We start from the raw sequence: 19,028 nt of genomic DNA on the forward strand, positions 1-19,028 counted from the left end.
GCGCACCCGTGGTGGGCGCGGACATCCATCCGACCGGAATTTACGGTATGGCGAGTGACCCAGAGGAGCAAGCGGGTGTCCGATTTAACCGAAAAGTCAGGGCGCCCGAGTGATGAACACATCATCAATTGCACCGGCGAACTGGTCGTTGTTCGCACTGGTTCCCTTACCGCCAATACAGAGTGGATCCGCGTTCACTATGGACAGTGACGGAGGAATGGCCGCCCGACCCCTGGGTTGACCGTCCACGGCCACCGTGAGCAGGGCGTCACTGCGCGAACACTCGATCCGGTGCCATCGCCCGTCAGCCACGCTAAGCGATGCGAGGGCTACGTAAATAGTAGATCCACCCACGCCGACAATCACGCAACTGGGGCGCCCCGCGGCGCCGTCCACCTGCAACTTGAACTGACTGTCACCGACCGAGAACCCTTTTTGCAGAACATTGGCGCCTTTGGAAGTCTCATTGGGCGCGACGAGCACGCTCGCGCCATACGAGAACGCTTCCTGGCCCGGATTGAGGAATTCAGCGGGGCCGCTCTGCAGGATGGCGCGTGCGCAACTCTCCGCACCGTAGTGCTCACACGGCTGGGGAAATCGCACCGCGAGTCCGCCGTTGTGCGGCACGGTCGACAGCTGGCCGCCGGCCCTGCGGACCCGCAGCGGGAGCCGGCCCGCGCCGTCCAGCACCGGTCCCGTGATCCCGCTGTCGAAGCTGTACCGCAGGGCCGTGGCCGAAGGCGCGGCGGCGACGAGCGAGGGCGCGGCCGGGGAAGAGGGGGCAGCCCCGGACACCGTGGCGTGCCCGGGCGAGGGCCGGGCCGACGGCGCGGACTCACGAGGTTGCTGTCGCGTGGGGGAAGCGCAGCCGGCGAGAGGCACGAGCGCAGCCAGGAGGAGGAGCCACGTACGCATAACCGGACATTATGCCGAAATCCGGGAGACAAAATCCCGGCTGAACACGATCAGGGGACGGATTGCCCGACGACCGCGGTGAGCACGTCGTCGAGGGTGACCACGCCGATCGGCACCCGGCCGTCGCTCACCAGCACGATGTGCTGCCGCTCCCGGCGCATCGCCAGCAGCAGCTCGGCAAGGGTCCTGGTCGGTGGCACGATGCCGAGCGGGCGGATCAGGTCGAGCGGGATCGGTGCCCGCCGCTGCGGGCCGACGAACCCGAGCACGTCCTTGACGTGCACGAAACCCAGCACCCGCCGCGACGACCGCTCCACGACGGGAAACCGCGACCGGTTGGTCCGGGTCGCGAGGACCTCCAGCGACGCCGGCGACACGTCCTCCGCCACGGTCGTGATCTCTGACCAGAGCCGGAGCGCGTCGCGGGCCGTGCGCCGGCTCAGCGCGAGCGCGCCGGTGATGCGGGCGTGCTCCTCCGGCGCCAGCAGGCCCTCCGTGGTGGCCTGCGCGGCCAGGCCGGCGAGCTCCTCGGCGGTGAAGACGGTCTTGACCGAGCCGGTCGTCTCGATCCGCCACAGCGACAGGATCACCCGGGACGCCCACTTCATGGCGACCAGGACCGGCTTGAACACCATGCAGAACGCCAGCATGGGCGGCCCGAGCCACAGCACCGCCCGCTCGGGCGACGCCAGGGTCAGGTTCTTCGGGACCATCTCGCCGATGACGGTGTGCGCGAACACGACCACGCCGAGCGCCAGGACGAACGCCACCGGATGGATCAGCTGGTGGGGCACGTGCAGCGCCTCGAACGGCCCCTGCAGCCCGTGCGCGAGCGCCGGCTCGGCCAGGGCGCCGAGGCCGAGGGAGCAGATCGTGACGCCGAGCTGGGCGCCCGCGATCATCAGCGGGATCTCGCCCATCGCCCGCAGCGCGGTGCGGGCCCGGCGGGACGTCGCGGCCATCGGCTCGATCACCGTGCGCCGCGACGCGATCAGCGCGAACTCGCTCGCGACGAAGAAGGCGTTGCCGAGCAGCAGTAGTACCGTGATCAGCAGGTCACTCATCGTATGCCTCCGGGCGCACGACACGCACCTGCTCGATCCGGCGCCGCTCGACCTCCACGACGGTGAACTCCCAGCCCTCTTCCTTCCAGATCTCCCCGACGGAGGGGATCCGGCCCAGGCGGGCCATCAGGAAACCGGCGAGCGTCTCGTACGGGCCCTCGGGCATCCGGAAGCCGGTCACCTCGGCCAGCTCGTCCTCGCGCAGCACGCCGTCGACGAGCAGCGTGCGCTCGTCGCCGGGGGCGGTCAGGTCGGGCATGCCGTGCGCGGTGGCCGGCTCCTCCTCGATGTCGTGCTCGTCGACGATCTCACCGACGAGCTCCTCGACCAGGTCCTCGACGGTGACGACGCCGTCGGTGCCGCCGTACTCGTCGACGACGATCGCGAAGTCGGAGCCGCCGCGGCGCAGCGCCTGCAGGACGCCGTCGAGGTCGAGGCTCTCCGGCACGAACACCGGCTCCCGCGCGACCGCGCCGACCCTCGTCGTGGGCCTGCGCACCGGCGGCACCCCGAGCGCGTCGGTGACCGTCACGACGCCGGTGACCTGGTCCAGCGTCTGCACGTAGATGGGGAAGCGGCTGTACCCGGTCTGCACCGACGTGGCGAGCAGGTCGGCGACCGTGGCGTCGGCGCGCAGCGAGATGACGTCGACGCGCGGGGTCATCGCCTCGGCGGCGCGCTTGTCGCCGAAGCGGATCGTGCGCTGCAGCAGCACCGCGGTCTCCCGCGGCAGGGCGCCGGCGCGGGCCGAGATCGCCGCGAGCAGGCCGAGCTCCTCCGGCGAGCGGGCGCTGGCGAGCTCCTCCTGTGGCTCGACGCCGAACCGGCGCACGATCCAGTTGGCGGAGCCGTTGAGCAGGCTGATCAGCCAGGAGAACAGCTTGGAGAACATCCGCTGCGGCCCGGCGGTCGCCCTGGCCACCGGCATCGGCTTGGCGAGCGCGGCGTTCTTCGGCACGAGCTCGCCGAAGAGCATCGACAGCAGGGTCGCCAGGATCAGCGCCGCGACGTGGGCGGCGCCCTTGGTCATGGTGCCGAACACCGGCTTCAGCAGCGGCTCGAAGATGTGCGCCAGGGCCGGCTCGGCGAGGTAGCCGGCGAGCAGGGCGGTGATGGTGATGCCGAGCTGCGCGCCGGACAGCTGGAAGGACAGCTCACGCAGCGCGACCCGGACGGTGCGTGCCTTGCGGTCGCCGCTGGCGGCCTGCTGTTCGATCTCCGCCCGGTCGACCGTGACCAGGGCGAACTCGGCCGCGACGAAGCCCGCGTTCGCCGCGGTGAGCAGCGCGAAGGCCAGCAGGGGCAACAGGGTGGTGAACACGCGCGCGCGACGATCCCTTCGAGGTGACAGCCGATTGTTCCACGTGAACCCACGCTCCGCCGACGGCGGCCCGCTCGAATGTCACCCGTATCGAGAGGCGTAGATCACCCTCCCTCTTTCGGGGACTTCTCGCACCCCGAAGCAGCCTCGATGCTGTGAAAACGACCCAAGGAGGGCGGCATGGGAGCGGCACTGATCGGTGTCTTCATAGCAGTCGTCGCGGGGTTCGCCGCCGGCAGCGCCAACACCAAGGCCAAGCGCGCGCGGCTGGACTACTCGCGCACAAAGGCGCTGGTCCCGGGCGCGCGCAAGGCAGCGTGGTCGGAGAGCCTGCGAGGCCTTCGCGTGATCGCGACGGCGGCGGCGGTACTGGTAGCGCTGGCGATGGCGATGAACGTCATCGGGCAGCGCTGACCCCGTCCCCCAGCAAACTAGAGCGAAAAGTCCGATTTGTCAAGAATTGTTGGACGACAGCGACCGAAGCAGCACCGACGCCACGTCCACGACCTCGACGTCGTCCGGGGCAGCGCCCGCGGCCTTCTTGCCCGTGACCCCGTCGCCGAGCATCGTCAGGCAGAACGGGCAGGACACGGCCACCGTCTTCGCACCGGTCGACAGCGCCTCCTCGACGCGCTCGACGTTGATGCGCTTGCCGATCCGCTCCTCCATCCACATGCGCGCCCCACCGGCGCCGCAGCAGAACGAGCGCTCGGCGAAGCGGTCCATCTCGACCAGGCCGGCGTCGTCCTGGGAGGACGCGACCGCGCCGAGCACCTCGCGCGGCGGGGCGAAGACGCGGTTGTGCCGGCCCAGGTAGCACGGGTCGTGGTAGGTGATGGCGCCGTCGACCGGCTGCACCGGGGTGAGCTTGCCGGCCGAGACCAGCTGCGCCAGCAGCTGCGTGTGGTGGACGACCTCGAAGTGGCCGCCGAGCTGGCCGTACTCGTTGGCGAGGGTGTTGAAGCAGTGCGGGCAGGTCGCGACGATCTTCTTGACGCCGGCCTCGTTGAGCGTCTCGACGTTCTGCTGCGCGAGCATCTGGAAGACGAACTCGTTGCCGATGCGGCGGGCCGGGTCGCCGGTGCAGGTCTCGCCCTGGCCGAGGATCGCGAACGACACGCCCGCCTCGTTGAGCAGGGTGGCGACGGCGCGGGTCGTCTTCTTCGCGCGGTCCTCGAAGGCGCCGGCGCAGCCGACCCAGAACAGGTACTCGAAGTCGCCGCCGTCGGCCACGTTGGGCACCGTGAAGTCCAGGCCCTTGGTCCAGTCCTCACGGGTCGACTGGGCGGCGCCCCACGGGTTGCCCTTGTTCTCGAGGTTGCGGAGCATGACGCCCGCCTCGGTCGGGAAGTTCGACTCGATGAGCACCTGGTAGCGGCGCATGTCGACGATGTGGTCGACGTGCTCGATGTCGACCGGGCACTGCTCGACGCAGGCACCACAGGTGGTGCACGACCACAGCACGTCGGGGTCGATGACGCCGTTCTCGTCGACGCCGCCGATCAGCGGGCGATCCTTCTCCGCGAGGGCGAGGACGTCGACCTTGGCGAGCGCCTCCTCGGCCGCCGACGGGCCGCCCGCCAGCAGGTAGGGCGCCTTCGCGTAGGCGTGGTCACGCAGGCTCAGGATCAGCAGCTTCGGCGAGAGCGGCTTGCCGGTGTTCCAGGCCGGGCACTGCGACTGGCACCGCCCGCACTCGGTGCAGGTGGAGAAGTCGAGGATGCCCTTCCACGTGAACTGCTCGACCTGCGCGACGCCGAACTGGTCCTTGTCCGGGTCGGCCTCCTCGAAGTCGAGCGGCTTGCCCTCGCTCATCATCGGCCGCAGGGCGCGCAGGCCCGAGCCGGCGCGGCCCGGCTCGCGCTTGAAGTAGATGTTGAAGAACGCCAGGAAGCGGTGCCAGGCGACGCCCATCGTGATGTTGCTGGCGATCACGATGACCCACGTCATCGAGACGACGATCTTCAGCATCGCGATGAGGCTGACGGCGGCGGCGCTGGCGGGCAGCACGGCGCCGAGACCGTGGCTGACCGGCGCGGCCCACACCGGCCACTCGAGCGAGTCGTTGGCGGCCTTGAAGCCGCGGATGAAGAAGCCGCAGAGCAGGACGGCGAGGATCGTGTACTCGACGTAGTACGCCTGCCACATCGTCGAGCCGGTGAAGCGGGAGCGGCGGTTGGGGTTGCCCGGCAGGTTGCGCAGGCGGATGCCGATCAGGACCAGGATGCCGATGAAGCCGAGCACGCCGATCCACTCGGTGACCAGGCCGTAGACGTTCCAGGCGCCGATCAGCGGCAGGCCGTGGTCCGGGTCGGCGACCTCGAAGTACGCCTCCAGCACCAGCGACGACAGCGCCATGAAGGCGATCATGACGAACCAGTGCGCGGCGCCGACCACGGTCCACCGCAGCATCCTGGTGTGCCCCAGGGTCTCGGCGAGCATCGTCTTGAGGCGCAGGCCGCGCGGGCCGCTCCGGGACGGGTCGGGTTGACCCAGCCGCACCACGGAGAGCATCCGGCGCACGGTGCGCACGACGAGCACGATGGCCACGACGGTGATCACCGCCGCGACACTGGTCGCGATGATCTGCACTGGGCCCATGCCGTTTGCCTCCCACGCCGCTGGTCCTTCAGAAGACCTTAGTCCCCTTGGTTACTCATGAGTAACGTGAAGTTTGTCGCAGCACACGCTATGACGCGCGGGAGCGACACCACAGACGACGCCGCAAGTTGTGACGGAATAGCGCCAAATGCCCCCTCGGCGCACGAACGCACCGAAGGGGCTGTGACGGAGCAGGGGACTAGATCAGCGCCACTTGGACAGGACGCCGAGCGAGGCCACGAGGAACCCGAACCCGATGGCCAGGTTCCAGTACTGCAGCTTGGCCACGGCGGAGAACGCTTCCACGTCGAAGAAGCCCTGCGTCAGGTAGTACGTCACCAGCCACCCGATGCCGATCACGATGAGACTCACCGCGAGGATCGGCACCCAGGCCGGGCTCGGACGGCGCTTGGCGGCCACCGTCTCCTGTGGGCGCAACTCCGCCGGCGGCGTGTACACCTTCTTCTTACGAACTGTCGACTTCGGCACGGCGCTCTCCTGGAGGGGTCGTCTGGCCAACACTATCCACGTGACGCCGCCACCTCCGCCAGCGTCGGCCTGAATAATGTTCTACGTCTAGCGTAGTCAAGTCGGCACGCGTCCGGGGGGAGGGGTCGTGGTGGAGTACACATCAGGCGATTCCTCATGGGCCCGCGCCCTGCGCCGGCTCGGCCGCGCTATGCTGCCGCACCCCCGCAAGGGTCAGCGTTTCGGCTGGTCAGCGGCGACTCCGCTGGTGTTCGCGGCGGCCGGGCTGCTCTTCTCGCTGACGGCGGCGACCGCGGGCGGCACGGACCTGCGCGACGACCGGCGCCCCGAGCTGACCAACCTGATCGCTGGAAGAAAACAGGAAATCGCCACGGCCCGCGCCCGGGCCGCCCGGCTGCGCGGCGAGATCGAGGCGCAGCAGCAGAGCCAGGAGGGCGCGGACGGCGCCGTCGGCGAGCAGCGCCGCCGCGGCGAGAGCCAGCTGGCCGGCGCCGGGCTGACCGCTGTGCACGGCCCGGGGCTCGTGGTCGTGCTCGACGACGCCCCCAGACGGCCCGACGGCAGCCGCCCGGCGGGTGCCCGTCCGGATGACCTCGTGGTCCACCAGCAGGACGTACAGGCCGTGGTCAACGCGTTGTGGGCCGGCGGCGCCGAGGCGATGACGCTCATGGGAGTCCGGGTCATCGCCACGAGCGCGGTACGCTGCGTTGGCAACACGCTGCTGCTCGACGGTCAGGTGTATTCGCCCCCGTTCGAGATCGCCGCGATCGGTGACCAGGTGCGCCTCCAGCGCTCCCTCGACGACACGGAGGGGGTTGCGCTGTTCAGGAACGCCGCGGACAACTTCGGTCTGGGCTACCAGGTGCGGATGGAGGCAGACGTGCGGGCGAAGGCCTACGACGGCTCCACCGCGCTCCGGTCGGCGACGACCGGGTCCTGACCATGAGCGGGGCGCAGCGGAGCGAGGAGCCGCGAACCATGAACGCAGCTTGGCTCAGGCCGACGCGGGAGGCGGCGGCATGAGCGACGCACACCGTCCCCGGCATCGCGCCCTGGACCAGGACGACATCGCGACCCGGATGATCCCCCGCATCCGGGACGACAGCCCGCCGATGGACGCCGCCGAGACCGCCACGGCGGGACCGGCGGACGCCACTGCCTACATCCCGAAGTTCACCGAGCACAGCGGGCCGCCGGGAGCGGCCGACGCCACCACGGTGCTGCCGAAGGTCCCCGCAACGGCGGAAACAACCCCAAAAGCCACCCCCCAGGATGAACCGGAAGCGACTACGGAGCCTGACGCCGAAAAGGGTGTCAAGGTCGTGCCGTTGCGGCCGGTCCGCACCCAGGAGGGTTATCGCAGCGTGTACTCCGAATACACGAGGACCACGTTCGGCACGGTCGTGCGGGCGGTCAGCCGGGGCACCGGCGAGCTGCTCATCACGTTCGGCCTCATCGTGCTGCTCTTCGCCGGTTACGAGGTCTGGGGCAAGTCGGCGATCGTCGAGGCGCACCAGGACGAGCTCAACCGCCAGCTGGAGCAGCAGTGGTCCCACCCGGAGCCCGACCCGACCGTGTCGCCGTCCGGACCACCGGCCCCGGTCGCCAAGCCCGCCAACGGGGCGGTGATCGCCTCCGTCCACATCCCGCGGCTCAAGAAGAAGTGGGCCGTCGTGCAGGGCGTGACCGCCGCCGACATCCGCTACGCGCCGGGGCACTACCCGGACACCGCGCTGCCGGGCCAGATCGGCAACTTCTCGATGGCCGGGCACCGCACGCCGGCGATCTGGTGGGACCTCGACCAGCTCAAGCCCAGCGATCCGGTGGTCATCAAGACCCAGGACACCTGGTATGTCTACCGGGTGATCGGCCACGAGATCGTGCTGCCCACGGCGGTCCAGGTCGTCGCGCCCGTGCCGGGCAAGCCCGGGGCGGCACCCACCGAGGCGCTGCTGACCATGACGACCTGCAACCCGAAGTTCAACAACTACCAGCGGCTCGTCGTGCACGCGAAGCTCGACCGGTCCCAGCCCGTCTCCGCCGGCGACCCCGCCGAGCTGAAGGGATAGCCGCGTGTACGGATGGATCTGGCGGCACATCCCGTTCAAGCAATGGCAGCTCAAGTCGCTGGTCTCGGTGATCCTGATCGGTGCGCTCGGGGCGCTGCTGTGGTACAAGGTCTTCCCGGCGGTCGAGCCGATCCTGCCGTTCGACGACGTCCAGGTCGAGACCACCGACCAGGACGGCGGACAACTGCAGCAGCCGAGCGCAGACCCGTCGCAACGGCCGTCGACACAGTCGTCGACGCAGCCTTCCAAGCAGCCGTCGAAGCTGCCCACGAAGACGCCGTCAGCCCCGCAGGTCCTACCGAGCTAGGTGAGCCGCTTGCGCATCCTGGTCGTCGACAACTACGACTCGTTCGTGTTCAACCTGGTCCAGTACCTGGGCCAGCTCGGCGTCGAGTGTGACGTGCGCCGCAACGACGAGGTCTCGGTGGAGGAGATCGGCGCGGCGCGGCCGGCCGGCATCCTGCTCTCCCCGGGGCCGGGCACGCCGGAGCGGGCCGGGATCTGCATGGCGGTCATCCACGAGTACGCGGGCAAGATCCCGATCTTCGGGGTGTGCCTCGGGCACCAGGCGTTCGGCGCGGCGTTCGGCGCCACCGTGACCCGCGCGCCCGAACTGCTGCACGGGAAGACCTCTCTGGTCACCCACGGCGGCCAGGGCGTCCTCAAGGGGCTGCCGGACCCGTTCATCGCGACCCGCTACCACTCGCTCGCCGTGGTGGAGTCGACGCTGCCGCCGGAGATCGAGGTGACCGGCCGCACCGAGTCGGGCGTGATCATGGCGATGCGTCACCGTGAGCTGCCGATCGAGGGCGTGCAGTTCCACCCCGAGTCGGTGCTCACCCAGGGCGGCCACCAGATGCTGGCGAACTGGCTGGCCGCCTGCGGCCTGCCCGCCGCGCTGGAGCGGGCCCCGGAGCTCGTCGCCGAGGTGGAAGCCCGCCGGATCGCCGCGTTCGCGTAGGCGCACCTCGTGTGCGCCTACGGGTGCGAGCCTGTGTATAACCCTGTGGATAACTGCCGTGTTATCCACAGGGTACGTACGGTGATGGGTGGAAAAACCGGGTGAACCGGGCCTAATTGCCGGGCGAGGCGCTACCGCTCGGCTTCGGTGAGCCGGACTGGTTGCCGCCCGCCAGCACCCCGATCTTCAGGGTGATCACATCGGTCTTCATCAGCACCCTGCCGGTCGGCTGCGACGCGCTGATGACCAGGCCGTCCTTGGTCGGGTCGATCACCTGCGTCTCCGTCGTCTTCGGGTCCGCCGTGAAGCCGGCCGTCTCGAGCAGCGCCTGCGCCTGGGCGAGGGTCTTGTTCGTGACGTCGGGCATGACCGCCTGGTTGAACTTGGAGACGTAGATCGTGACCGTGGAGCCGATCTTCACCGACGAGCCGGCCGGCGGGTCGGACTCGATGACCTCGTCCTTCGGCTGGTAGCCGTCCTTCGCGACGACGTTGGGCTTCAGGTTGAGGGTGGTCAGCTGCTTGCTGGCTTCGTCCTTGGTGAACCGGATCAGGGTCGGGACCGTGGCCATCGTGGGCGCGCCGCAGAGTTCGTAGTCGATCTGGGTGCCCGCCTTGACCTCCTGGCCCTTCGGCGGGTTCTGCCGGATGACCGTGCCGGTCTTGCAGTTCTCGTTGGCGCCGGGGCGCCCGTCGCCCTCCAGCTTCGCCTGCCGCAGCGCGTCGCGAGCCTCCTGCTCGCTCTTGCCGACGATGTCGGGCACCGTCGCCATCGGGTCCTGGTTGGCCAGGTAGAGCCCGATGGACAGCGCGGCGACCGCGAGCAGGCTCAGCACGGTGAGCGCGACCACGATGCCGGTGGAGTTCTTCTGCTTCTGCCGCTGCGCGGCTCGGGCGGGCTGGCGCGAGGCGGGCGGCGCGGGCCGGTAGGCGGTCTGCGCCGCCATCACGGTCTGCATCTCGTCCTCGGTCATGACCGGCGGCGCCGACACGGGCCGGCCGGCCGCCGCGCGCATGACGTCGGCACGCATCTCGCCGGCGCTCTGGTAGCGGTTGAGCGGATTCTTGGCCAGGGCCTTGAGCACGACCGCGTCGATATCGGGGGTCACGTCGCGGTTGCTGCTGCTCGGCGGCCGCGGGTCCTCCCGGACGTGCTGGTAGGCCACCGACACCGGGTTGTCCCCGACGAACGGCGGATGGCCGCACAGCAGCTCGAAGAGCACGCAGCCGGACGCGTAGACGTCGCTGCGGGCGTCGACGGGCTCGCCGCGGGCCTGCTCCGGTGACAGGTACTGCGCGGTGCCGATGACCGCGGAGGTCTGCGTCATCGTCGTGGCACCGCTGGCCAGGGCCCGTGCGATGCCGAAGTCCATCACCTTGACCTGGCCGGTCTGGGTGAGCATCACGTTGCCGGGCTTGATGTCCCGGTGGATGATGCCGTGCCGGTGGCTGAACTCCAGCGCCGCGCAGATGTCGGCCGTGATCTCCAGGGCCCGCCTCGGCATGAGCCGCCCCTCGGCCGCGAGCACCTCTTTGAGGGTGCGGCCGTTGACGAACTCCATGACGATGTAGGGCAGCTCCTCGCCCGCCGGCCCCCGCTCCTCGCCGGTGTCATACACGGCGACGATCGCGGGGTGGTTGAGCGAGGCGGCATTCTGCGCCTCACGGCGGAACCTCAGCTGGAAGGTCGCGTCGCGGGCCAGGTCGGTGCGCAGGGTCTTGATCGCGACATCGCGGCCAAGGCGCAGGTCACGGCCCCGATGGACCTCGGCCATGCCGCCATAGCCAAGCAACTCCCCGACCTGGTAACGGCCGCCGAGGAGGCGAGGCTGGGCGGTCATGTCGTGTCGTCCTTCGGTCATCGACTCTTACCTTGCCACGTCTTGCGACGAGAACCCATTCCGATCCAGCCCGTCGGGACGATCCGGCCCGCCGGGACGCACCCGTCCGGTGGGACGGATCACCCTGTCTTGACGCACAGGCCGCCGACGTTTGTCTCGCCGGGCGGGCAGGACGGCTTGTTGCCGGCTGCCGGCGCGGACGAGTTGCCCGCGCTCGGCGACTCGTCGGCGCCACCGTTGTCGTCCGACGGCTCGGCGGTCGGCTGCTTGCCGCCGCCCTCCTGGTAGAACACCTCGATGTCGCCCACCGGGGTCGCCGGGCCGCACGGCTCGACCTTCAGCACCTGGCCCGGGATCGGCTTCTTGCCGTCCTGCGGGGTCTCCTTCACCTTGAAGCCCTGCCGCTGCAGCTGCCGCACCACGTTCGGCCGCGTCTGGAGCCTGGACCAGTCGCACGGGATGTTGACCGTCTTACCGGTCGGCTTCGCGCTGGACGGCGCCTGCGAGGCCGCCGCCGTGGTGCCCTGGGCGTTGGGCTCGTCCTTCGTGTCGTTGCCGCTCATCGCGTACCAGATGCCGCCGACACCAAGGAGCAGCACCAGGACGGCAGCGGCGGCGCCGAGCAGCACCATCGTGTTGCGGTTGCCGCCCGGCCGGTTGTTGGACGGCGGGGCCGGCTGGTAGCCGCCGGTGGGCGGGTAGTTGCCGGCGTCGCCGGGGAAGTACGCGGTCTCGTTGCTGGGCGGCGGCGGGACACCTGCCGCGCCCCGGGCGGCGTGCCCGGCACCTGCCGCGGCGACACCCGGCGGCGGCGGGACCGCGCCACCCGGCATGATCCGCGTGCCGCCGGCGCCGACGCCCGGCGAGGTGGGGGCGCCGCCGGAGACCGGGGTGCCGAACGCGCCCGACATGGGACCGCCGGAGACCGGAGGGCCGGAGACGGGGGTGTACGCGACGGGCGAGCCGGGCGGTCCGACCGGCGACCCGGGCGGGCCGAGCGGCGCCGCCATCGGGATGCCCGGGCCGGACGTGGTGCCGCCACCGGCGCCGGAGACCCGGCGGGCGGCCTGCGCCATCGCGGCGGCGCTGGGCCAGCGGGCCGACGGGTCCTTGGCCATCGCACGCTCGACGAGCTGTGCGATCGGCGGCGGGATGTCGGCGGGCAGCGGCGGCGGCATGTCGCGGACGTGCCGCATCGCGATCTGCAGCGGGTTGTCGCCCTCGAAGGGGCGCTGCCCGGACAGGCACTGGTAGGCGACCACGCCGAGGGCGTACACGTCCGACAGCGGGGTGGCCTGCGCGCCGGAGGCCTGCTCCGGCGAGATGTAGGAGGCGGTGCCGAGCACCGAGCCGGCCGCGGTGAGCTGCGCGGCGGCGGCGGAGCGGGCGATGCCGAAGTCGGTGAGGACCAGCGTGCCGTTGGGCCGCACGAGCAGGTTGCCGGGCTTCACGTCGCGGTGGACGATGCCCTTCTCGTGCGCCGCGTGCAGCGCGTCGGCGGCCTGGGCGACGAGCGCCATGGCGCGGGCCGGGGTGAGCCGGCCGACGCGGGACAGCGTCCGGGAGAGGGCGTCGCCCTCCACGTACTCCATGATCAGGAAGGCGGTGCCGCCCTCGCTGCCGTAGTCGTAGATGTCCACCACGCCCGGGTGGTTGATGGTGGCCATGGTGCGCGCCTCGTCGCGGAAGCGCTGGGCGAAGCCGGCCTCCTCCAGCAGCGAGGGCAGCAGCACCTTGATCGCGACCGTGCGGCCGAGCACCTCATCGGTGCCACGCCACACGTCACCCATCCCACCGCCGGCGATGCGCTCGTCCAGGCGGTAGCGCCCACCCAACGTGGTGCCGGCGCTCAACATGTCGCGCACCTCATTATTTGATGCCCTTTTCGTCCGCGTATGCCTTCATGACCAGGCCGGCGATGCGAGCCGCCTCCGCGCTGCCACCCTTGCCAGCGTTCTCGAGGAAGACCGCGACCGAGACGATCGGCTTGCCGTCCTTCATTGCGAAGCCGATGAACCAGCCGTGGTCACCGGCATCGTCACCGTCCTCCGCCGTTCCGGTCTTACCACCAACCTGCAAGCCGGGGATGTTGGCGTTGCGGCCCGTGCCGTCACGGGCAGTGACGACACTGAACATCATCTGCTGCAGCGAAGCTGCCACGTCGCCGCTGATCGGGCGGCCCAGCTCCTTCGGGTCGGTCCGGTCAGCGTTGGACAGGTCGGCGTTCTGCAGACGGTCGACGATGTAGGGACGCATCTCGCGCCCCCCGTTGGCGACCGTCGACGCAATCATGGCGCCTTGCAGCGGAGACATCTTCACTTCCCGCTGTCCGATGCTCGACTGAGCCACGGCCGGCGGGTCGACGCGGTTGTCGTCGCCTGCGGTCATCGGGCCGGTGTGGCTGGCCGCGACGTTGCAGTAGTTCTTTTCCTGGTCCTCGATGAAGCGCGGCTGGGCCTCGAAGCCGAACGCCTGCGCCATCGACTTGAGCTTCTCCGCGCCGAGCCGCTCGACGCCCATGCGGGCGAAGACCGTGTTGCACGACACGGTCAGCGCCTGCTTCAGCGTGATCTGGTCGGGGCAGATGCCCTCGTGGGCATTCTTGATGCGGAACGTCGAGGTCTGCGGCGGCTGGTAGAACTCGCCACCCGGCACGACCGAGTCGGGCGTCAGCGACGAGTCCGCGGACAGCGCCGCCGCCGACGTGATGATCTTGAAGGTCGACCCGGGCGGGTAGATCTCCTGCACCGCGCGGTTGAGCATCGGCTTGGCCGGGTCGGTGTCCAGCTTCTTGTAGTTGGCGCTGGCGGCGTTGATGTCGTGGGTGCTCAGCAGGTTGGGGTCGTAGCTGGGCAGCGACACCTCGGCGAGGATCGCCCCGGTGGCCGGGTCCATCGCCACGACCGCGCCGCTCTTCACGCCCTTCTTGTTGTTGCCGAGCTGGGTGTACGCGGCCTCCTGCGTCGCCTGCGACAGCGTCAGCAGCACGTTGCCACCGGCCGGGTCCTTGCCCGTGAACAGCCCGGCGATCCGGTCGGCGGCCTGCTTGTCGGAGGTGCCGATCAGGAAGTCGTTGTTGAGCTTCTCCAGGTTGGTCGCGCCGAGGTTGACCGGCTTGAAGCCGATGACGTGCGCGTACTTGTCCTTGAGCGGGTACGTGCGGAGGAACTTCAGCGTGTCGCCGGTCTCCTGCGAGTCGGCGATCGCGATGCCCTGCGCGTTGATGATCTTGCCGCGGGCGCGCTCGTACTCGCTGGCCTGGACCCGGCCGTTGCGCGGGTGCGTCCGGTAGTCGTCGGCCTTGACCACCTGGCGGTAGTTCAGATTCACGAACAGCATCGCGAACAGCACCAGCGCCACGACACCGACCCGGCGCAGTGGGGCGTTCATCGCACGACCTCCGTGGGAAGCTCTTGGATCTGGACCGGCGCGCCGCCCCCACCACCGGTGGACACCCCGCCCAGCCCGATCGACGGCGCACCGCCGGCCGGGCGTCGCGACGCGTCCGAGATGCGCAGCAGCAGACCGATCAGCAGCCAGTTGGCCACCAGCGACGAGCCACCCGCCGAGAGGAACGGCGTGGTCTGGCCCGTCAGCGGGATGAGCTGGCTGATGCCACCCACGATGACGAACACCTGCAACCCCAGCGTGAACGCGAGGCCACCGGCGAACAGCTTGCCGAAGGAGTCCCGCACGTTGATCGCGGCGCGCAGGCCCCGCTCGACCAGCAGCAGGTAGACCACGAGCAGGGCGGTCAGGCCGAAGAGCCCGATCTCCTCGCCCATGCCGGAGAAGATGAAGTCGGTGCGCACCTCGGGCACCTTGAGCGGCTGACCGGCACCGGGGCCGGCCCCGGTCAGGCCGCCGGTGCCCAGGCCGAGCAGCGACTGGACCAGCTGGTAGCCCTTGTTGTCCGCGTCGGCGAACGGGTCGAGCCAGGTGGTCGCGCGCTCGGAGAAGTTGAGGAACGGGCCGCCGACGGTCTTGCCGAGGAAGTACGCGAGGAACGCGCCGCCGAGGAAGAACGCCAGGCCGATGATGAGCCAGCTGACCCGGACCGTCGCGATGTAGAGCGTCACGACGAACATGCCGAAGTACATGAGCGAGGTGCCGAGGTCCTTCTCGAAGACGAGGACCATCAGCGACAGCAGCCAGACCAGCACGACCGGGCCCAGGTCGCGGCCGCGGGGGAAGTCGACGCCGAGGATGCGCTTGCTCGCCATCGACAGCACCTCGCGCTTGCGCACCAGGTAGTAGGCGAAGAAGACCAGCAGGCAGATCTTGGCGAACTCACCGGGCTGGATCGAGAAGCCCGGGAACTTGATCCACAGCTTGGCGCCGTTGATCGAGGAGAACCGCGCCGGCAGCACCGCCGGGATCAGCACCAGCACGATGCCGGCGAGGCCCAGCGTGTACGCGTAGCGGGACAGCGACCGGTGGTCCCGCACGATCGCCATCAGGACGATCGCGCCGACCACGGCCGCGGCGGTCCACCCGAGCTGGCGGAAGCCGTCGCCGCCGAAGACGCTCAGGTCGGCCCGCTGGGGGGCCTTGGTGTTGGCGAGGTCGAGCCGGCGCAGGAAGGCGACGCCTAGGCCGTTGATCAGCGCGACCGCCGGCAGGATCACCGGGTCGGCGTACGGCGCCAGGAACCGGATCGCCATGTGGGCGACCCCGAAGATGATCGCGAGGATCGCGGTCTGCACCCAGAAGTCCGGGGTGATCTCGCCGATCGCGTTGCCCTCGACGACCCCCGCGTAGATGACCAGGATCGCGGCGACGAACAGCAGCAGCCCCAGCTCGACGTTGCGCCGGGTGCCCGGCCGCGGCGCACCTGCCCCGCCACCCGGGTCCATGGGCGACGGGGAAGGGATGGCTGTTGCGGTCACAGCAGAATTCCTCTTGGCCTCGCGGTCAGGGTCATCGTCGGATCAGCAGCTGGCGGACGGGGTCGGGGTCTCGGACGCCATCGGCGGCTCGGTGGTCACCGCGGCCGTGGTCGGCGCCGGCGACGCGGCACCCGTGCCGGCCGAGACGCTGGAGGTCATGCTGGGCACGACCGCGCCGGTGGGGCTGGCGGACGCGTCGGTGGTCGGCTCGCCGCTCGGGCACGGCTGCTTCCGCGACGGGTTCTCGGGGTCGGTCAGCGCCGCGAGCTTGTCCTTGGCCTGGTCCAGGCTGTCGACCTGGATGCCCTGCTTGACCGTGCCCTGGGCGGCCGGGGTCAGGTCGTCGAGCTTGAGCTCGCTCGACTCGTAGACCTCGGACAGGTCGATCCAAGCGATCTTGCCCGGGACGCCCTTGAAGATCGCGACGGTGCCGTCGTCGGTCGCGCCCACGTAGTAGCGCGACTGGGTGACGCTCCACCCGTACCAGAGGCCACCGCCGAGCAGGCCCAGCAGCACCACCAGCAGGACGACGGTGCGCACCGGGTGGCGCTTCGGGCGGCCGGCCTCGTCACGGGCGGTCGCCGCGGCGTGCGCCCGCGCATCCTCGTCGGACTCCGGCACCGGCGGGCGCGGCGCGGCGAGCGCGGCACCCCGGGCCGAGGACATCGACTGGTCGGCGGACGTGGCCATGCCGCGGTCCTGGGCGGCCGCACCCCCGACGATCGGCCGCTCCTCGACGATGTCCTCGTCGGTGACGTCGGCGACGATCACGGTGATGTTGTCCGGGCCACCACCGCGCAGGGCGAGCTCGATGAGCCGGCCGGCGCACTGGTTGGGGTCGACGTACTCGCGCAGCGTCGACTCGATCGTCTCGGCGCTGACCACGCCGGAGAGCCCATCGCTGCACAGCAGGTAGCGGTCGCCCGTCTTGACCTGGCGCACCGAATACTCGGGGTCGGCGTCGCGCCCGTCGAGGGCGCGCGTCAGCAGCGAGCGCTGGGGATGGCTGTTGGCCTCCTCCAGGCTGATCCGGCCCTCGTCGACGAGCATCTGGACGTACGTGTCGTCCTTGGTCACCTGGGCGAACTCTCCGTCACGCACGATGTACGCGCGGGAGTCGCCGATGTGGACCATGCCCATCTTGGTGCCGGAGAACAGCATGGCGGTGAGGGTGGTGCCCATGCCTTCCATGGCCGGGTTTTCCTCGACGGCGTCGCGGATCTGCTGGTTGGCCAGGTCGACGGCGCCGCGAAGCGTGTCGATCATGGCGTTGCCGGGCACATCCTCGTCGAGCGGCGCCATGGTGGCGATGACGATGTTGCTGGCGACGTCACCGGCGGCCATGCCGCCCATTCCGTCGGCAACGGCGAGCAGCCGCGGTCCGGCGTAGACGGAGTCCTGGTTCCCACTCCGAATCAGACCGCGGTCACTGCGGGCCGCGTAGCGCAAGGTGAGGGTCATGGCCGTAACTCGAGAGAAGTGCGGCCGATGCGAATCGGCACGCCGAGGGGGACGGGGGTAGGTGCGCCGACCTTGGTCTTGTCGAGGTAGGTGCCGTTGGTCGAGCCGAGATCCTCGAGGTACCACTGGCCGGCGCGGGGCACGAGGCGGGCGTGCTTCGCCGAGGCGTAGTCATCGGTGATCACCAGCGTCGAATCCTCGGCGCGGCCGATTGTGATCGGCGCCTCACCGAGTGTGATCCGGGTGCCCGCCAGTGAGCCGGCGGTGACGAAGAGCTGGTGGGCGGTCTTGCCGCGCTTCACCTTCGCCGGACGGCCAGGAGCCGTCGCCGCACCAACCCCCCGGGGCGCGGCGACGATCCGGCTCGTTCGAGAGCCCGCGAACAGGTCGCGCCGGATCACTCCCACCACCGTGAACACAAAGATCCACAGCAGCACGAGCAGCCCGTAGCGGGCGACCGTAATGACAAATTCCATCTACGACCTATCAGGGGCCCGGAGGCCCGGTCGAGCAGGTGCACTCATGCAGATCCGCCTAACGTCGACCACGTGGTGCAGGGACTTCAGCCATCCACGCGGTAGGTGAGCGTGGTCGTGCCGAGCTGGATCATGTCACCGGGATTCAACGCGACCGCGGAGACGCGTTGCCCGTTGACCATCGTGCCGTTCGTCGAGCCGAGATCGGTGAGCACCACCTGCGCACCGTCGAAGTCGAGTCGCGCGTGACGGCGCGAGATGCCGACATCTGGCAGGCGCATGTTGGCCTGATCGCCCCGGCCGATCACGGTCGAGCCGATCGACAGAGGGTAGCTTCGCCCGTCGCCGGACACCAGTCGTACGTTGCGGGCAGGCCCACCGGGGCCGCCGGGGCCGGGGCCGTAGCCGCCGCCCTGGTTGTAGCCGCCGTAGGGGTCGGGCGCGGCCTGCGGCGCGACCTCGCCGCCGGTGTAGACCTCGGCCGTGACCCGGAACATGCCGGTGTCGAGGCCGTCGCCCCGCTCGATCTCGACGATCACGTCGCCGTAGACCGTCCACCCCTGCTCGCCGATGAACTCCGCCTGCGACTGGGCGAGCTCCTGGGCGAGCGCGGCGGCGTACGGCGCCAGCCGACTGTGGTCATAGGGCGACAGGTCGATCACGTAGCGATTCGGCACGAGCGTGCGCCCGCCAGCCAGAATCGCCTTGTGGGCTTCCGCCTCCCGTTGCATGGCGTTGAGGATCTCCACGGGGTGGACGACCCCCTTGAAGACCTTTGCGAAGGCCCCCTCGACCAGGCCCTCTAGGCGCTTCTCGAAGCGCTGCAGCACACTCACCGGTTCCTCCTCGGGTTCCGAGGTCATGATGGTATCCGGACGTCGCACGCCCGGTTGCATCCTCACCGGCTAGCCCGTGCTACTCTTCCGTGGCGCCCAGGGCAGC

Annotated in this window: 17 protein-coding genes; 5 read left to right on the forward strand and 12 right to left on the reverse strand. The window is 70.0% G+C overall.

The window, feature by feature from the left end:
• Positions 1-96 precede the first annotated feature (96 nt).
• From ABZ321_RS05720 to ABZ321_RS05730, 3 genes are all read right to left on the reverse strand, one after another.
• Positions 97-690, reverse strand: a complete 594-nt coding sequence (locus ABZ321_RS05720; RefSeq protein WP_354889608.1) for a LamG-like jellyroll fold domain-containing protein — start codon at positions 688-690, stop codon at positions 97-99.
• 275 nt (positions 691-965) lie between these two features.
• Positions 966-1,979 (reverse strand): hemolysin family protein, encoded by a 1,014-nt coding sequence (locus ABZ321_RS05725; RefSeq protein WP_344508379.1) that lies wholly within the window; start codon positions 1,977-1,979, stop codon positions 966-968.
• On the reverse strand, positions 1,972-3,300 hold the full coding sequence (locus ABZ321_RS05730; protein ID WP_354889610.1) for a hemolysin family protein: 1,329 nt from the start codon (positions 3,298-3,300) through the stop codon (positions 1,972-1,974). Before ABZ321_RS05730 ends, ABZ321_RS05725 begins: the two co-directional genes overlap by 8 nt.
• Before the next feature lie 180 nt (positions 3,301-3,480).
• Between ABZ321_RS05730 and ABZ321_RS05735 the strand changes: the two genes are divergently transcribed.
• Positions 3,481-3,714, forward strand: a complete 234-nt coding sequence (locus ABZ321_RS05735; protein ID WP_344508383.1) for a hypothetical protein — start codon at positions 3,481-3,483, stop codon at positions 3,712-3,714.
• A gap of 39 nt (positions 3,715-3,753) precedes the next feature.
• On the opposite strand, the gene ABZ321_RS05740 is transcribed toward ABZ321_RS05735, so the two are convergent.
• Together ABZ321_RS05740 and ABZ321_RS05745 are read right to left on the reverse strand one after the other, a co-directional pair.
• On the reverse strand, positions 3,754-5,901 hold the full coding sequence (locus ABZ321_RS05740; protein ID WP_354889613.1) for a (Fe-S)-binding protein: 2,148 nt from the start codon (positions 5,899-5,901) through the stop codon (positions 3,754-3,756).
• Positions 5,902-6,105: 204 nt separating this feature from the next.
• Entirely contained in the window at positions 6,106-6,390 is a 285-nt protein-coding gene (locus ABZ321_RS05745) for a cell division protein CrgA (protein ID WP_344508387.1), read from the reverse strand.
• A 130-nt stretch (positions 6,391-6,520) separates the two neighbouring features.
• Between ABZ321_RS05745 and ABZ321_RS05750 the strand changes: the two genes are divergently transcribed.
• From ABZ321_RS05750 to ABZ321_RS05765, 4 genes are all read left to right on the forward strand, one after another.
• Positions 6,521-7,330, forward strand: a complete 810-nt coding sequence (locus ABZ321_RS05750) for a DUF881 domain-containing protein (RefSeq protein ID WP_344508389.1) — start codon at positions 6,521-6,523, stop codon at positions 7,328-7,330.
• Positions 7,331-7,409: 79 nt separating this feature from the next.
• The gene (locus ABZ321_RS05755; protein WP_344508391.1) at positions 7,410-8,459 is read left to right on the forward strand and encodes a class E sortase; all 1,050 of its coding nucleotides are present in this window, start codon (positions 7,410-7,412) and stop codon (positions 8,457-8,459) included.
• Positions 8,460-8,463: 4 nt separating this feature from the next.
• On the forward strand, positions 8,464-8,766 hold the full coding sequence (locus ABZ321_RS05760; protein WP_344508393.1) for a hypothetical protein: 303 nt from the start codon (positions 8,464-8,466) through the stop codon (positions 8,764-8,766).
• Between the two features lie 9 nt (positions 8,767-8,775).
• A complete protein-coding gene (locus ABZ321_RS05765; protein WP_344508394.1) occupies positions 8,776-9,420 on the forward strand; it encodes an aminodeoxychorismate/anthranilate synthase component II in 645 nt (214 codons plus the stop codon).
• A 112-nt stretch (positions 9,421-9,532) separates the two neighbouring features.
• On the opposite strand, the gene pknB is transcribed toward ABZ321_RS05765, so the two are convergent.
• The 7 genes from pknB to ABZ321_RS05800 form a co-directional block, all read right to left on the reverse strand.
• Positions 9,533-11,260 (reverse strand): Stk1 family PASTA domain-containing Ser/Thr kinase, encoded by a 1,728-nt coding sequence (gene pknB / locus ABZ321_RS05770; RefSeq protein ID WP_354889714.1) that lies wholly within the window; start codon positions 11,258-11,260, stop codon positions 9,533-9,535.
• Between the two features lie 119 nt (positions 11,261-11,379).
• Entirely contained in the window at positions 11,380-13,116 is a 1,737-nt protein-coding gene (locus tag ABZ321_RS05775; RefSeq protein ID WP_344508607.1) for a serine/threonine-protein kinase, read from the reverse strand.
• 13 nt (positions 13,117-13,129) lie between these two features.
• Positions 13,130-14,650 carry a penicillin-binding transpeptidase domain-containing protein gene (locus ABZ321_RS05780; RefSeq protein ID WP_344508396.1) on the reverse strand — a complete coding sequence of 507 codons (1,521 nt, stop codon included), beginning with the start codon at positions 14,648-14,650 and terminating at the stop codon, positions 13,130-13,132.
• On the reverse strand, positions 14,647-16,116 hold the full coding sequence (locus ABZ321_RS05785; RefSeq protein WP_344508609.1) for an FtsW/RodA/SpoVE family cell cycle protein: 1,470 nt from the start codon (positions 16,114-16,116) through the stop codon (positions 14,647-14,649). Before ABZ321_RS05785 ends, ABZ321_RS05780 begins: the two co-directional genes overlap by 4 nt.
• Before the next feature lie 75 nt (positions 16,117-16,191).
• On the reverse strand, positions 16,192-17,610 hold the full coding sequence (locus ABZ321_RS05790; RefSeq protein ID WP_354889616.1) for a protein phosphatase 2C domain-containing protein: 1,419 nt from the start codon (positions 17,608-17,610) through the stop codon (positions 16,192-16,194).
• On the reverse strand, positions 17,607-18,086 hold the full coding sequence (locus tag ABZ321_RS05795; protein WP_327007183.1) for an FHA domain-containing protein: 480 nt from the start codon (positions 18,084-18,086) through the stop codon (positions 17,607-17,609). The genes ABZ321_RS05790 and ABZ321_RS05795 overlap by 4 nt, the downstream gene beginning before the upstream one ends.
• A gap of 86 nt (positions 18,087-18,172) precedes the next feature.
• Entirely contained in the window at positions 18,173-18,949 is a 777-nt protein-coding gene (locus ABZ321_RS05800) for a DUF3662 and FHA domain-containing protein (RefSeq protein ID WP_344508403.1), read from the reverse strand.
• Between the last annotated feature and the right edge of the window lie 79 nt (positions 18,950-19,028).

Source organism: Dactylosporangium sp. NPDC006015, assembly GCF_040614215.1.
In the GTDB taxonomy this organism is placed as follows: Bacteria; Actinomycetota; Actinomycetes; order Mycobacteriales; family Micromonosporaceae; genus Dactylosporangium; species Dactylosporangium maewongense.